Consider the following 13,441-nt stretch of genomic DNA (forward strand, 5'->3'; position numbering starts at 1 on the left):
CAGGCGGTGCGCGGTCTCCGGGTCGAGCGCGAAGGGCGCGACCCCGCCGCAGAACAGCGGGGGCCGCTCCGTGAGGCGCCCGGCCTCCGCGCAGTCCTCGAAGTAGCGGCCGCCGACCCCGTCGAGCAGCGGCGAGGCCGCGGCGAGCACCGGGGTGGCCGCACCCTGCGCGACCGTCTTGCGGCGCTCGACCGGGGTCTGGAGGCCGCCCGTGTGCTGCTGGAGGTTGGTCGCGATCGCGCCGGGGTGCACCGCGTTGGCGAGGACGCCGTCGTCGGTCCAGCGGCGGGTCGCCTCCACCGCGAGCAGCGCGTCCGCCGTCTTCGACTCCCCGTACGCGAGGATCGGCACGTACGGCCTGAAGCGGTAGTCCAGGTCGGCGAGTTGTACGGGCGCGCCGGTGTGCGCGTTCGAGCTGAGCGAGACGACGCGCGCCCCGCCCGCGCGGGCCAGGGCCCGGTGCAGGCCCGCCGTCAGCGCGAAGTGCCCGAGGAAGTTCACCGCGAACTGGGCCTCGTGGCCCTCGCGGGTGCGGGTCAGCTCGGGCAGCGCCATGATCCCGGCGTTGTTGACGAGGATGTGCAGCGCCTCGTTTGCGGGCCAGTCCGCGGTGAAGGCCCGTACGGACGACAGGTCGGCCAGGTCGAGGTGGCGCGCCACGACCCGTGGGTTGCCGGTCGCGGCGCTGATACGGGCGGCGGCGCGCTCCCCCGCCGCGGTGCTGCGCACGCCGAGCACCACGCTCGCGCCGGCCGCGGCGAGCGCGCGGGCGGTCTCCGTACCGACGCCCGAGGTGGCGCCCGTGACGAGGGCGCGGCGGCCGGAGAGGTCGACGCCCGCGAGCACCTCGTCAGCGGTGGAGGCGAAGCCGAAGGGCGCGGTGAGGCGGGTGGTGGCAGTGGGGTCGCCGGTGTCTTCGGTGTCCATGCCCGCCAGCGTGCGCGGGACGCGGCGCGCGAGGTGATACCCCGCCGACCCTGGTACCGGCGGGGACAGGCTGAGCGCCTGGGGCGGCCGTACGGTGGAGGCATGGCGACCACCACGAGGCTCGGCGACTACCTGCGGGTGCGCAGGGAGCGCCTGCGCCCCGAGGACGCTGGGCTGCCCGCGGGCGCCAGGCGGCGCGTGCCGGGGCTGCGGCGCGAGGAGGTCGCGCTGCTCGCGGGCATCAGCGTCGAGTACTACCTGCGCCTTGAGCAGGGCCGCGACCAGCACCCCTCCGACCAGGTGCTCGGCGCCCTGGCGCGGGCGCTTAAGCTCGACGCGGACGCCGAGCGCTACCTCTACGACCTGGGGCGGCCTGCCCCGCCCGCGAGGCGCAGGCGCGCGGCGCGGCCCGAGCGGGTGTCCCCCGGCGTGCAGAGCCTGATCGACAGCTGGCCCTCGACGCCCGCGCTGGTGCAGGGCCGCTCCCTGACGACGCTCGCCGCCAACGCGGTCGCCACCGCGCTCAGCCCGTACTTCGCACCCGGCGTGAACACCCTGCGGGCGGCCTTCCTCGAACCCGGGATGCGCGAGCTGTACGAGGACTGGGAGGGCATGACCGCGAAGGTCGTCGCCTATCTGCGCGCGACGGCCGGCGCGGCGGCCGACGATCCGCGCCTCGTCGAGGTCGTCGGCGAACTCAGCCTGCGCAGCGACCGGTTCAGAACCCTGTGGGCGCGGCAGGACGTACGCCTGAAGACGAGCGGCACCTCACGCTTCCGCCACCCCCAGGTCGGCGCCCTTGCGTTGCGCTACGAGAAGTTCGAACTCCCCGGGACCCAGGGCCAGGTCCTCGTCGCCTACCACTCCCCCGCGGGCACCGAGGACCACGAGAAGCTGGATCTCCTCGCCCACCTGGCCCGCGAGGCGGCACCCGGTGCGAGCGGGCTCGGGCTGCGGACGCGGTAGGGGGATCCTCACGGCATTTGCATAATGTTTCCCCTCAACCCGCCTTGGGAAACAGGCTCTTACCGTTCCATGTTCACTCCTCCCTCAGCGGTCTGCGAGGGCTGGAGAATCTGCCACTCGACCATGGCGGAACGGGGAGGAACGACACCGGGGGAGACATGGTGGAGTTGTGCGGACGAGATGCCCTGTTGCGAGATCTCGTACCCCGTCTCGTGGGGGTGCGTCACAGCGACGGGAAGAACGTCAGACTCGCGTTCCCGGCCGGAGGGCCGGTCCTGGAACTCGCGGGCGGCCGGTACACCGGCAAGACCGCGATCACCCGGTATCTGTACGACGCCTACAGCCAGCGCATCCCCCTGTCCCGGGTCGACCTGGCGAGCCCCGGCTTCGGCCACCCGGGCCTCGCCCACCTCTACGAGCCGGGCGCCGAGGGCACGCAGAACGCCTCACCGGTCTCCGACCTCCTGTACTACCTGGAGTCCCAACTGCGCCGCAGGCCCTCCAGATTCGGCCAGCCGTTGGAGTTCCCCCGCCTCGTCCACGGCCTGACGGCCATCAGCGGCTGGGAGGCCGGGGCCCCGGCGGAGCTGGGCGCGGCGCGGGCGCGCCTCGACGGTGTGCTGACCGCCGACCGGGGCGCCGCGCCCGGCCTCGTGGAGACCTGGACCAACGCGGTGGTCGACGCGGTCGGAGCGTTGACGGGGCTGGCCTCGCTGGCCTCCGCCGTCAAGGCACTTGTCCCGGCCGTCACGGAGTCGCTGTTCAGGGGGCGGACGAACCACACCGCCCGGAAGTGGTGGGCCAGGCAGAACGTGGCCCCCAACGGGGACGGGATCGATCAGCTGGTGCAACTCGCCGTCGAGTTCCGGGATGTCGCGTCCGGCGGCCGGACGCGCGCCCAGCAGTACCTCGCCACGGCACTGCTGGCCGACGTCTCGGACCACTACGGACCGCTGCTCAGGTTCGACGGTGTCCACCGCCCCCTCGTGCTGCTCGACAACGTCCACGACCGGATCGGTGCCGAGGTCATGGAGTTGCTGCTGGAAGGCCACCGTCGGCTGGCAGTCGCCCGGCACCGGAATCATCTGGTGGTGATCGTCACCGCGTTGGGGGACGGAGCGGGGCTGCCCCCACTCAGCGGCGTGGGCCGCGGGGCTCTCTGGGCGGTGCCGGAGCATGTGGAGGCCGCCGGACCCGAGGCGTGGTGGTTACCGGTCGAGATCGATCCGGTGGGACCCGACGAGATCATGCGCATGTTCAGGGACACCAAGCCGGCCACGCGCCTGGTGGACGTGATAGCCCGGGTCAGCGCGGGGCGGGCCGGGGTCGCCCACGCCTTGGTCCGCGCCACGGCGCCCCGCATACGGGCGGGCGACCCGCCCCCTGCGGGCGAGTTGCTCGACCTGCCGGCCGCCGGACGCGCCGGGCCCACCGTCGCGGAATCCCTGCTGCGGTCCCTGGTGCCCGACGCCACCACCCGCGATCGCCTGATCCACTACGCTCCGGCGCTGAGCGCCCCCGACGCCCGCCACCTGGCCCGGGGCTACCCCGACGGCGCGAGCGGCAGCCTGGCCGCCGACGAGGCCAGGCAGCGGCTGATCTCCGATCACTGGCCCAGCCCCGCCTGGCCCCGGACGGCGGGGCCGTTCGTCGGGAACCCGACGCTGCGCACGCTGCTCCTGCACGAGTTGCGGGCTCTGCCCGCGTGGGAAGCCATCCACCACCGGCTGCTGACCCGGCTGGATTCCCGGCACCCGCTCGGGCCCGGCGCCCACTCGGACGACATCCGCTACCTGCACCACGCGCTCGCCCTCGGCAGCTGCGACGTCGTGGTGCGCTCCCTCCACCGGCTCTACACCAGGGCCGACGCCTGCGCGTGGCTGAAGGCCCTGAACCTCGTCTGCGCCGCCCCCCAGCCGAAGGGGAGCGTGCCGCCCGCGGACCCCGCCGGATGCCCGGCCTGCGGGCCCGACGGGCTCGCCGTCCACCGGACCATCGACCGGCTCGTCCGCGGGTTGTGGGCGCTCTCCTCCCCTCTGGCCGTGCCGGACGAGCGGACGATCAGCCGGATCACACTGGATCTCGGTGTGCTCGCGACCAACTGCCCGCCAGAGTCGCACGCGGTGTACTTCGACGCGTACACCACCTGGCCGCCTCTGTTGTGGAAACCGGTCCAGGCCCCGGACCTGCCGATTCCCGAAGGATGTGACCCATGAAGCTCCTGCACGTCCTGAAGGCCCTCTTCCGGTGGCCTCCCGGCAACTTCCTCAAGACGCTGCTCGCCGTCCTCGGCATCGCCGTCGTCGGACTGGCCGGCTGGCGGGCCGTCGTCTGGTTCACCCCGGAGGCTCACCCGTCGTGCGGCCCTCCGGGGGTCGCGCGCTACGGCGAGGCGGACGAGTGCGTCGGGGTCACCGACGGCAGCTACACGTTCGCGCCGTATCTCAAAGACGTGACGGGCCGCATCCACACGGCGAACGCGTCGGTCGTGAAGGACGCGGCCCGGCATCCTTACGCCACCGTCGCGTTGATGATCCCCATGATCGCGGACAGCGGAACGGACCAGCAGCAGATCCTGGAGGAGGTGCAGGGCGCGTACGCCGCCCAGTGGCGGGCCAACCACTCCGACAACACGGCGACTCCGCCGATCCGCCTGGTTCTCGCCAACCCTGGCCGGGGGTACGCCGAGGGGGAGAAGGTCAGCGACCAGCTCGCCCGCATGGCCCGGTCCGGCAAGGACAGCCTGCGGGCCGTCGCCGGCTTCAACCTCAGTCAGGACGCGACCAAACGGACCATCCGCCGCCTCACCCGCACGTACGGCATCCCGGTGGTCGAGGGGCCGGTGACCGCCGACGACCTGTCGAACACGGCGGCGGACCCGAACCGCTTCCCCAACCTGGTCCGGGTGGCGCCGGACAACAAGGATCAGGCGACTGCCCTCGCGCGCTACCGGAAGGCCGACCCCGGTGAAGCGATGATCGTCGAGGACTCCCGCACGGACGACCCGTACATCAACACGTTGAAGAGGGCGTTCGAGGACCTGGCCCCCCATGCCCGTACGGAGCCCTACCGGTCTCCCGAGGACGAGGCCGCCCCCGGCAATCTCTCCAACACCTTCGGGCAGAAGCTGGCCAACATCTGTGTCGCCAGGGCGAACGTCATCTACTTCGCCGGACGGCCGGTGCAGCTCCGGCAGTTCGTCAACGCGCTGGGGGCCCGCGGATGCCCCAAGGACTACACGGTGATCAGCGGCTCGAACGCGTCCCTCCTGGCCGAGGACCGGGACCTGGACTGGAACGCGTTGAAGTCCGGGATCACCGTGGAGTACGCGGCTCTCGCCCACCCCGAGGCATGGGAGAACCGCAAGAGCCCGCCGACGACGGGCGGTTCACCCACGGACTACGCCGCCTTCACCGACGCGTTGCGGGACTCGGGCCTGCCGGACGTCCGACTCGCGGACTCCCGCACGATCATCGCCCACGACTCGGTGTGGACCGCGATCAGGGAGATCCGCAACGTGACCCTGGGCAACGACGTCACCGTCCCCAGTCTCCGCGAGGTCGGGGCGGCCAGGGACAACATGCACGGCCTGACGCCGGTGAAGGGCGCGAGCGGCTGGATCTGCCTCGACAACAACGGCAACGCCTATGACAAGGCCGTCGCCGTGGTCCGCCTCGATCCGGCCGACAAGAAGGCCCGGTTCGCGGGTCTCGCGTGGCCGGTGGGACATCCGCCGCCGGCCGACTGCACGGCGCCCCAGTGAGGCGCCGCGGGACAGGGCGGTGATCCGGACGGACGCCTCCCGCCCGGGGGCGGTGCGGTGGCGCCGCCTCCGTCCTGACGCGGTGCGCGGAGATACTGGCCGGCCACGGGGTCGCGGAGAGCCGGGGCCCGGGAGCGGTCGCACGGCGGCGGGGACATGATGCGCACACCATCACGGCGGGTCAGGATCACGGTCGGGCTGAGGGCCGGGGACGCGGAGACGGGACCGGGGGCGGCCACGCCCGGGGCCTGGTGGGCGTCGTCGGCCGAGGCGCTCCTGCGGGGCATCGCGGAACTCGGCGCTCCGGGCGTTGCGGGGCCGCTGCGCGCGACCCGTGACACCGCGCACTTCACCGCCGAGGTACCCGCGGGCGTGGTGTCCGAGGCGGTGCGGCTGTGCATGAGCTGGATCGGCCGCTCGCCGCAGCGCGCCGCGGAGCTGACGGGCGCGCACGGCGACGTGCTTCCCCTCGACGGCCGCCCCGGCCCCGGCGAACAGGACCGCATCGCCGCCTGGCTCGCGGCGAGCACGGCCCGCGACGACTGAGCCCGTCGGCCCCCGGCGCCGCGGCGCCGGGCCCGCGGCCGCACAACCTCGGGCCGTTGGCCCTCATGCCGCCGCGGGGAGCGGGCAGCGCAAGGGGGGCAAGGGGGTGCCCGGAAGGGCCCGCGCGCCTGCGTGGGGGCGCGCCGCCCTGTGCCCGGGGCGGCGCGCCCGGTACTCGGCCGTACGGCGCGCACCGGCGTGTGCCGGGGCCGTACGGGGCCCGGATCAGGCGCGGTCGGCCATGACCTCTTCCCTGATGCGGGAGCAGGAGCGGCTCAGCAGCCGGGACACGTGCATCTGCGAGACACCCAGGTCCTCGGCGATCTTGCTCTGCGTCATGTCGCGGAAGAACCTGAGGTAGAGCACCTTCCGCTCGCGCGGCGGCAGTTCGCTCAGCCGCGGCTTGACGGTCTCCCGGTCTATCACCACGTCGATCGCCGGGTCGGGCTCGCCGAGGGTGTCGGCGAGCGCGGGCGCGTAGGAGTCGGCGGGGCCGTGGAACTGGGCGTCGAGCGACAGCGAGGTGAAGCTCTCCATCGCCTCCATGCCGTCCGCGACCTCCTGCTCGGTGAGGTTCGCGTGGGCCGCGATCTCCGCGTTCGTCGGGGAGCGGCCCGACACCTCACCGGTCTGCGCGAGCTCCTGGCGGGCCCTGCGGATGCGCCCGCGCAGGTCCTGCACGCGGCGCGGCACGTGCACGGTCCACATGTAGTCGCGGAAGTGGCGCTTCAACTCGCCGTCCACCGTGGGCACCGCGTAGCTCTCGAAGGCGATGCCCCGGGCGGGGTCGTAGCGCCGCACGGCCTTGACCAGGCCGAGCGCCGCGACCTGCCGCAGGTCTTCCAGGGACTCGCCGCGGTTGCGGTAGCGCCACGCCATGCGGTGCGCGAGCGGGAGCCAGGCGGTGACGACCTCCTGGCGTATGCGCTCCCGCTCGGCCTCAGCCCCCGGCCCCTCGCCGGTCAGCCGCGCCAGCCGCTCGAAGGCCTCCGAGGTGTCGGGCGCGTCGTCGTGGGGGTGTTTCGGCGCGGTCCGCGGCCGCGCGGCGGCCGTGCGGGAAGACACGCTCGTTGCCATGTGTGCTCACCCATCCTCGAACGGTACGGACTCCTACCGCGGGGGGCGACTTACGAACCAGACGCGCACACGTCCGGAGGCAGGCAGCCGACCGCTCCCGCGGACATGCCTCCGGTCCGAAGCACAACGGATACATCCCCGGTATGAAATGGATAAAACCTCACAAATAGGTCGAGTGTGCGGGGAAGGTGTCGAACCCGGTGACGCACGGGTGTGGCGTACGCGGAGAGGGTGGGCCGGCCTCTGCGACGTCTGACGTATGACGTATGGCGCCGACGTCGCCGGGTACCCGCCGCGTTCCAGGCGCTGCTGGCGCCGGTCAACCGAAACCGCTGGCCACCAGGAGGAGCACATGAACCTCGCACCCCTCGCGCCCCTGTACGAACGCCCGGGTCCGTGGGCCTCCGTGTACGTCGACGCCTCTGCCGCCGACCAGGCCCCGAACGGCCGCCGCGAACTGCTCGGCCGGCAGGTCTGCGACGACCTCGCCGCGCGGGGCGCGGACGAGGCCACCTGCAAGGCCGTACGCGGGGCACTCGACGCGTACGCGGCGGACGGCACGGACGGCGCGAGCGGCTCCCGCGGCCCCGGCGGCCACGGGGGCTCCGCGCCCGGCGGCTCGGGCGGCCTCGCGATCTTCGCCACGGACGGCGAGGTGGTACTCGAACCGCCCCTCACCCTCGCGCCGGCGACGGAGACCGCGGTGAGCTGGGGGCAGCTGCCGCACGTCGCGCCGCTGCTCGAACTCGCGCCCCCGGAGCCGCGCTGCCTCGTCGCGTACATCGACCGCATCGGCGCCGACTTCGAGCTGCGCACGCCGACCGGGCGCGGCAGGCCGCTCGGCAGCGTCGACGGCGAGGACTGGCCGGTGCACCGCACCGCCACGTCCGAGTGGGACGAGCGGCACTTCCAGCTGAGCGTCGAGAACACCTGGGAGCAGAACGCGCGCACGACCGCGGACGCCCTCACGGCCAAGCTCGCCGAGACCGGCGCCGACCTGGTGCTGCTCGCGGGCGACGACCGCGAGCGGCGGACCGTGCGGGTCCATCTGCCGCGCGGGCTCAAGGCCACCGTCGTGGAGTCCCCGCACGGCGGACGCGCGCCAGGCGCCGACAGCAGGCTGCTCGACGAGGACGTGGCGGAGGCGATGCGGGCCTACGCGGAGGACCGTACGGCCGAGGAGCTCGACCGCTTCCGCGCGGGCACCGCGGCGTCCGGCGGTCGCGCCGACGCGGCGGAAGGCGTGCCCGCGCTCGTCGAGGCGGCGCGCGAACACCGCATCGGCACGCTGTTCCTCCAGCCGGACGGGTCGGACGCCAACCGCGAGGTCTGGGCGGGCGCGGCCCCCGACCAGCTCGCCATGCGGCGCACGGACACGCGCTACCTGGGCGCGCCCGAGCCGTTCTCCGCCCGCGCGGACGACGCCCTGATCCGGGCCGCGACGATGACGGGCGCCGAGGTCGTCCTCGTACGGCCCGCCCCCGACGAGCGCGGCGACGGCATCGGCGGGCCCGCCCCCGACCGGGCCCAGGAGGACGACGACGAGGCCCTCCGCGCCCGGCAGGAGCGCGCCCGCCGCCTCCAGGGCCCGACGGGCGGCCTCGGCGCGCTGCTGCGCTGGCCGTACGCGACGTCCCGCCAGGAGGAGGCCCCGGAGAGCGCCGCCGACAACGGCACGGCCGCGCCGGGCAGCGGCGCGTAGCCCCCTGGGGCGCCCTGTTCGGGCACGCTGCCGTACGGGTCCTGCGCGGCGGCGGTGCGTACGGCGGGTGCGCCACAGGGCGCGGCCCGTACGGCCCCGGCTCGGGGCGGGCACGAGTCTCGGTGCGCCACGCAGCCCTGGCCCGTACGGACCCGCGCGCGGGTTGAGCCGTCAGGCGCTCTGCGGGGCAGGGCCGACGGGCCGCTCGGGGCGGGGCCGGCCGGTCAGGGACGGGACCGATTCAGGGGCGCGGGGGGTCGCCGTTGCCGTCGCGGGTGGCGTTCAGGCGGCGGAGTGACGCGTTGAGTGCCTCGCGGACCTGTGGGGCGGGGGACGGGCCCTCCACGCCGTCGACCAGGCTCTGCGCGATGTCCCGCAGTTTGATGTTGGTGTGCTGGGACACCTCCACCAGCACGCGCCACGCCTCGTCCGGCGTGCACCTGCCCGCGGCCATGACCACCCCGCGCGCCATGTCGATCACCGGGTGGGTCTCCAGCGCGTGCCGCAGCCCGTCCACCTCGCGGCGCAGGCCCTCGGCCTCAAGCGTCGCCTCGACGGCGCGGAACTGCGCCTCGTCCGAAGCCTCCCAGTCGCCGCCCGCCAGCGGGCCCGCGGGTACCGCCTCGTCGCGCGGTGCCCCGTCCGGCATCCGCTCGCTCCCCTGATCCTTCATGCGCGTCCCTGTCCGCAGTTCCCCCGGTGCGCTTCCAGCCTGCCCCCGCCGGGGCGCGGGGGCCAGCCCACGGCCGTACGGAAAGCGCCGGGCGCGGCCCCGGCCTTCTTTGAACCGTCCGGGTGAGCGGGTGCTCGGTCGCGCGAGCCGGAGCCGCGCGGGCGGTACTCGTAGCGGTACTCGTCCCGGCAGCCGTGGCGGCGCCGTCCGCGTGCCCAGTGCGCGAGATCAGGGGGCGAGGTGTCGGAAGAAGGAGAACCGAACATGCGAAAGATGCGGAACACGCGTCGCACGGGCCGTACCGCCGCCGCGGCGGCCGCGGGTGCGCTGCTGCTCGCCGGTACGGCCGCGGCCACCGCCTCGGCCACGCCGGGCGCCGCGCCTGCGGGCCCGCGCACCCCCACCTGCCGCACCGCCGACCTGAGCGCGAAGCTCATGCAGCCCCTGGCGGGTGGCATGAACCACGCCGGCAGCACCCTCCAGCTCACCAACACCAGCCACCGCACCTGCGCCCTGCGCGGCTACCCCGGCCTCGGCCTCGAAGGCCCCGGGCACCGGGCCCTGCCCACCAGAACCGAGTGGGGGCCGACGTGGTACGCCGACACCCCCGCGGTCAGAACGCTCATCCTCCCGCCGGGGCGCCGGGCCCAGTCCGTGCTGTCCTGGACGCACACCGACTCCGCGGACACCGCCGCGTACCTGGAGATCACCCCGCCCGCGGCGACCACCCACCTGACGGTCCCCTTCAACCAGCGGGTCGACGGCGGGGTCCTCCAGGTCACCGCGCTCTCCATCGACGTACCGCTGCGCGGCTGACAGCCGGCGGCCGGGGCGCCACCCCGCGGGCCGCTGTCCGACGGCGGCGGACGACCACTTCCCGGCAGCACCAAGGACACCCCGGCGGCGGCCCGTTGAAAGGCGCAGCTCAGGGGCGTGGGGCGGGCGCGCAGGAAATTTTCCCGGTTCTTTTTCCCGGGGACATGACATAGATCGTGCGGGCGGGGGCAGACGGAACGCTGCCGGTGCACGGCCCCGGGAGACGGACTCACACCCGCCTCCTCCCCCCACACCAGGGGCCGCACCGGAGCACTGTGAAGGCCCCGGTCATCCCCCCAGACCGGGGCCTTCAAAATGCCCGGGACCGCGTCCGCGGACGCCTCAGTCGATCACCCGCACACCCAGGTGCGCCGCGAGCGCCGGTGCCAGGTCGAGCAGTTGCGCGGTGCTGAGCACGGCGCCCGCCAGCCGGTCGAAGCCCTTGGCGATGTCCAGCTCGCCGGCGCCGCGCAGGTCCACGTCCCCCAGGGTCGCGGCCGTCAGGTCGGCGCGCCGCAGCACGCAGTCGCGGAACTCGACGCGGGTGAGCGTGGCGCCGCCGAAGTCGGGCTCGGCGAGCACGCACCCCTCGAAGACCACGTCCGCGAGGCGGGCCTGGCGCAGGTTCAGGTAATCGATCTTGCCGCCCCTGACCACCACCCGTTCGAGGACCGCGCCGTGCAGCTGGGTACCGCCGAGCCGCGCGTCCACCACCTCGACGTCCCGCAGCGTCGCCCCACCGAGCTCGGTGCCGACGCCCCGGACTCGGGTCAGGACCGAGTCGAGGAACCTCGCCCGGCCGAGCGTCGCCCCGTCCAGCGCGCAGTCCGTGAGGGCGCAGTCCATGAACCGCGCGCCGGGACCCGACTGCCCTGTCAGGTCGGCGGCGAGGAACTCGACGCCGTCGAAGTCCCCGTCCGCCTCAAGTCCCCCCGCGTACGGCACCAGCGGGGGCAGCCGCACCTCGGGGCGGCGCGCGGCCGCCACCCGGTCGCCCGCGGGCCGGCCGCCGGCCGCCTTCCTCGCCGCCCCGGTCGTCTTCGCTGCCCTCGTCGGCTTCGCCACCATCCGCCCATCCTGGCGCATCCCCCTGACAGTGCGGCCCGCACGGCAGGGGCTCCCCGCACCGAATCGCAGGCCGCGCCCGGTGCTGGCATGCTCGAAAGGGCGGGCGGCGCCCCGCCAGAAAGAGAGAGCCACGACCCCGGTGACTTAATTCATCACACCATGAATAATAATCGGGTACGGGGTCCCGTCCGGGCCCCCTCACGCGATCCTCCTGTTAGGACGACGCTCGATGAGCAATCCGGCGACACCCACACCCCCGTCAGGCACCCCCGGCCCGGACCCCCGCGCCTCCGCGGGGGCGACCAGGGACAGGCCTGCGGCCACCGAGCGCGGCGGGCCCCAGCAGGACGCGCACCGCTGGTGGGCGCTCGCGGTCATCGCGCTGGCGCAGCTGATGGTCGTACTCGACGCCACCATCGTGAACATCGCCCTGCCGTCCGCCCAGCGCGACCTGGGGATCAGTACGGGCAACCGGCAGTGGGTGATCACGGCGTACACCCTCGCCTTCGGCGGGCTCCTGCTGCTCGGCGGCCGGATCGCCGACCTGGTGGGCAGGAAGCGCACGTTCATGATCGGCCTGGTCGGCTTCGCGATCGCCTCTGGGCTGGGCGGTGCCGCCCAGAACTCGGCCATGCTGTTCGGCGCCCGCGCGCTCCAGGGCGTGTTCGCCGCGGTCCTCGCGCCGTCCGCGCTCTCGCTGCTGACGACGACCTTCACCGACGGCAGGGAGCGCTCGAAGGCGTTCGGCATCTACGGCGCGATCGCCGGCGGCGGTGCCGCGATCGGCCTGCTGCTCGGCGGTGTGCTCACCCAGTACCTCGACTGGCGCTGGTGCCTGTACGTGAACGTGGTGATCGCCGTGATCGCGCTCGTCGGCGCGTTCGCACTGCTCCACGACCGCGAGGGCAACCGCGAGGCGCGCCTCGACATCCCCGGTGTGGTCCTCGGCTGCGGCGGCCTGATCGCCATCGTGTACGGGCTGAGCGAGGCGGAGTCGCGCGGCTGGTCGTCGCCCCTGGTGCTGGCCCTGATCACCGGCGGCGTGGCGCTGCTCGCGGTGTTCGCGGCCTGGCAGAGCCGGGCGGCGCACCCGCTCCTGCCGCTGCACGTCATCGGCGACCGCTCGCGCGGCGGCGCCGTGCTCACGACGTGCCTGTCGACGATCGGCCTCTTCGGGATGTTCCTGTTCATGACGTTCTACCTGCAGAACGTCCTCGGCTACTCGGCGCTCAAGGCGGGCCTCGCGTTCCTGCCCATGTCCGGGATGATCATCCTCGCCTCGACGCAGATCTCCGCGCGGCTGCTGAACAGCGTCGCGCCGCGCTATCTGATCAGCCCCGGGCTGCTGATGGCGGCGGGCGCGCTGTACTTCCTGACGTTCCTCGACGTGCACTCGACGTATGCGGCGCACATCCTGCCCGGCACGCTCCTGCTGGGCCTCGGTCTCGGCCTCGTCTTCATGCCGGCGATCTCGACCGCGACCTCCGGGGTCGCGCCGCGCGACGCGGGCGTCGCCTCGGCGACGGTCAACACGGCGCAGCAGGTGGGCGGTTCGATCGGCACCGCGCTGCTGAACACCATCGCGGCGACCATCACGAGCTCCTGGCTCGCCCGTCACATCCCCGCGGCGGTCGCCGAGAACAACGGCCGCCTGACCGCGGCCCAGCGCCGCCTGCTCACCAACGAGGGCGTCACCCACGGCTTCACCGTCGCCATCGGCTGGGCGGCCCTGATCATGCTCGCTGCCTCGGTGACCGCCTTCCTGATGATCAACGCCAGGCCCGGCAGCAGGAGCGGCCCCGCCGCGACCTCCGCGGACCGGGGCGCCTCGGACCAGGTCACGGCGCTCTGACCCGCCGAGGAGCTCCCACCCCGAACCCCGGGCCGGGAGCTCCTCACCGCC

At 73.9% G+C, this 13,441-nt stretch carries 11 protein-coding genes; 7 read left to right on the forward strand and 4 right to left on the reverse strand.

Features of this window, described 5'->3' with window-relative positions:
- Nucleotides 1-927, reverse strand: a 927-nt coding sequence (locus tag ABEA77_RS18215; RefSeq protein ID WP_345648339.1) for an SDR family NAD(P)-dependent oxidoreductase, incomplete at its 3' end; no start/stop codon positions are given.
- Between the two features lie 102 nt (nucleotides 928-1,029).
- On the opposite strand from ABEA77_RS18215, the gene ABEA77_RS18220 reads away from it, so the two are divergent.
- The 4 genes from ABEA77_RS18220 to ABEA77_RS18235 all read left to right on the forward strand — a co-directional run bounded on the left by ABEA77_RS18220 (nucleotide 1,030) and on the right by ABEA77_RS18235 (nucleotide 6,202).
- On the forward strand, nucleotides 1,030-1,893 hold the full coding sequence (locus ABEA77_RS18220) for a helix-turn-helix domain-containing protein (RefSeq protein ID WP_345648342.1): 864 nt from the start codon (nucleotides 1,030-1,032) through the stop codon (nucleotides 1,891-1,893).
- A 218-nt stretch (nucleotides 1,894-2,111) separates the two neighbouring features.
- A complete protein-coding gene (locus ABEA77_RS18225; protein WP_345648345.1) occupies nucleotides 2,112-4,109 on the forward strand; it encodes a hypothetical protein in 1,998 nt (665 codons plus the stop codon).
- Nucleotides 4,106-5,656 (forward strand): ABC transporter substrate-binding protein, encoded by a 1,551-nt coding sequence (locus ABEA77_RS18230; protein WP_345648348.1) that lies wholly within the window; start codon nucleotides 4,106-4,108, stop codon nucleotides 5,654-5,656. The genes ABEA77_RS18225 and ABEA77_RS18230 overlap by 4 nt, the downstream gene beginning before the upstream one ends.
- Nucleotides 5,657-5,812: 156 nt before the next feature.
- A complete protein-coding gene (locus tag ABEA77_RS18235; RefSeq protein ID WP_345648351.1) occupies nucleotides 5,813-6,202 on the forward strand; it encodes a hypothetical protein in 390 nt (129 codons plus the stop codon).
- A 225-nt stretch (nucleotides 6,203-6,427) separates the two neighbouring features.
- Here the strand turns inward: ABEA77_RS18235 and ABEA77_RS18240 are convergent, their stop codons facing one another.
- On the reverse strand, nucleotides 6,428-7,279 hold the full coding sequence (locus tag ABEA77_RS18240) for a SigB/SigF/SigG family RNA polymerase sigma factor (RefSeq protein ID WP_345648353.1): 852 nt from the start codon (nucleotides 7,277-7,279) through the stop codon (nucleotides 6,428-6,430).
- Nucleotides 7,280-7,631: 352 nt separating this feature from the next.
- Between ABEA77_RS18240 and ABEA77_RS18245 the strand changes: the two genes are divergently transcribed.
- Nucleotides 7,632-8,981, forward strand: a complete 1,350-nt coding sequence (locus ABEA77_RS18245) for a baeRF2 domain-containing protein (protein ID WP_345648355.1) — start codon at nucleotides 7,632-7,634, stop codon at nucleotides 8,979-8,981.
- 241 nt (nucleotides 8,982-9,222) lie between these two features.
- Here ABEA77_RS18245 and ABEA77_RS18250 read toward each other — a convergent pair whose 3' ends face one another.
- A complete protein-coding gene (locus tag ABEA77_RS18250; protein WP_345648357.1) occupies nucleotides 9,223-9,654 on the reverse strand; it encodes an ANTAR domain-containing protein in 432 nt (143 codons plus the stop codon).
- A 273-nt stretch (nucleotides 9,655-9,927) separates the two neighbouring features.
- On the opposite strand from ABEA77_RS18250, the gene ABEA77_RS18255 reads away from it, so the two are divergent.
- Nucleotides 9,928-10,470 (forward strand): DUF4232 domain-containing protein, encoded by a 543-nt coding sequence (locus tag ABEA77_RS18255; RefSeq protein WP_345648359.1) that lies wholly within the window; start codon nucleotides 9,928-9,930, stop codon nucleotides 10,468-10,470.
- A gap of 342 nt (nucleotides 10,471-10,812) precedes the next feature.
- On the opposite strand, the gene ABEA77_RS18260 is transcribed toward ABEA77_RS18255, so the two are convergent.
- Nucleotides 10,813-11,538 (reverse strand): pentapeptide repeat-containing protein, encoded by a 726-nt coding sequence (locus tag ABEA77_RS18260; protein WP_425588310.1) that lies wholly within the window; start codon nucleotides 11,536-11,538, stop codon nucleotides 10,813-10,815.
- A 229-nt stretch (nucleotides 11,539-11,767) separates the two neighbouring features.
- Here ABEA77_RS18260 and ABEA77_RS18265 point away from each other — a divergent pair, with 229 nt between their 5' ends.
- Nucleotides 11,768-13,390 carry an MFS transporter gene (locus ABEA77_RS18265; RefSeq protein ID WP_345648365.1) on the forward strand — a complete coding sequence of 541 codons (1,623 nt, stop codon included), beginning with the start codon at nucleotides 11,768-11,770 and terminating at the stop codon, nucleotides 13,388-13,390.
- The last annotated feature ends 51 nt before the right edge of the window (nucleotides 13,391-13,441 follow it).

This window comes from Streptomyces tremellae, assembly GCF_039540215.1.
Classification (GTDB): domain Bacteria; phylum Actinomycetota; class Actinomycetes; order Streptomycetales; family Streptomycetaceae; genus Streptomyces; species Streptomyces tremellae.

Excerpts from the sequence above, each read along its gene's own strand:
- ABEA77_RS18220 (WP_345648342.1), top strand. The coding sequence starts at position 1,030 with ATGGCGACCACCACGAGGCTCGGCGACTACCTGCGGGTGCGCAGGGAG.
- ABEA77_RS18230 (WP_345648348.1), top strand. The coding sequence starts at position 4,106 with ATGAAGCTCCTGCACGTCCTGAAGGCCCTCTTCCGGTGGCCTCCCGGC.
- ABEA77_RS18235 (WP_345648351.1), top strand. The coding sequence starts at position 5,813 with ATGATGCGCACACCATCACGGCGGGTCAGGATCACGGTCGGGCTGAGG.
- ABEA77_RS18240 (WP_345648353.1), bottom strand. The coding sequence starts at position 7,279 with ATGGCAACGAGCGTGTCTTCCCGCACGGCCGCCGCGCGGCCGCGGACC.
- ABEA77_RS18245 (WP_345648355.1), top strand. The coding sequence starts at position 7,632 with ATGAACCTCGCACCCCTCGCGCCCCTGTACGAACGCCCGGGTCCGTGG.
- ABEA77_RS18250 (WP_345648357.1), bottom strand. The coding sequence starts at position 9,654 with ATGAAGGATCAGGGGAGCGAGCGGATGCCGGACGGGGCACCGCGCGAC.
- ABEA77_RS18255 (WP_345648359.1), top strand. The coding sequence starts at position 9,928 with ATGCGGAACACGCGTCGCACGGGCCGTACCGCCGCCGCGGCGGCCGCG.
- ABEA77_RS18260 (WP_425588310.1), bottom strand. The coding sequence starts at position 11,538 with ATGGTGGCGAAGCCGACGAGGGCAGCGAAGACGACCGGGGCGGCGAGG.
- ABEA77_RS18265 (WP_345648365.1), top strand. The coding sequence starts at position 11,768 with ATGAGCAATCCGGCGACACCCACACCCCCGTCAGGCACCCCCGGCCCG.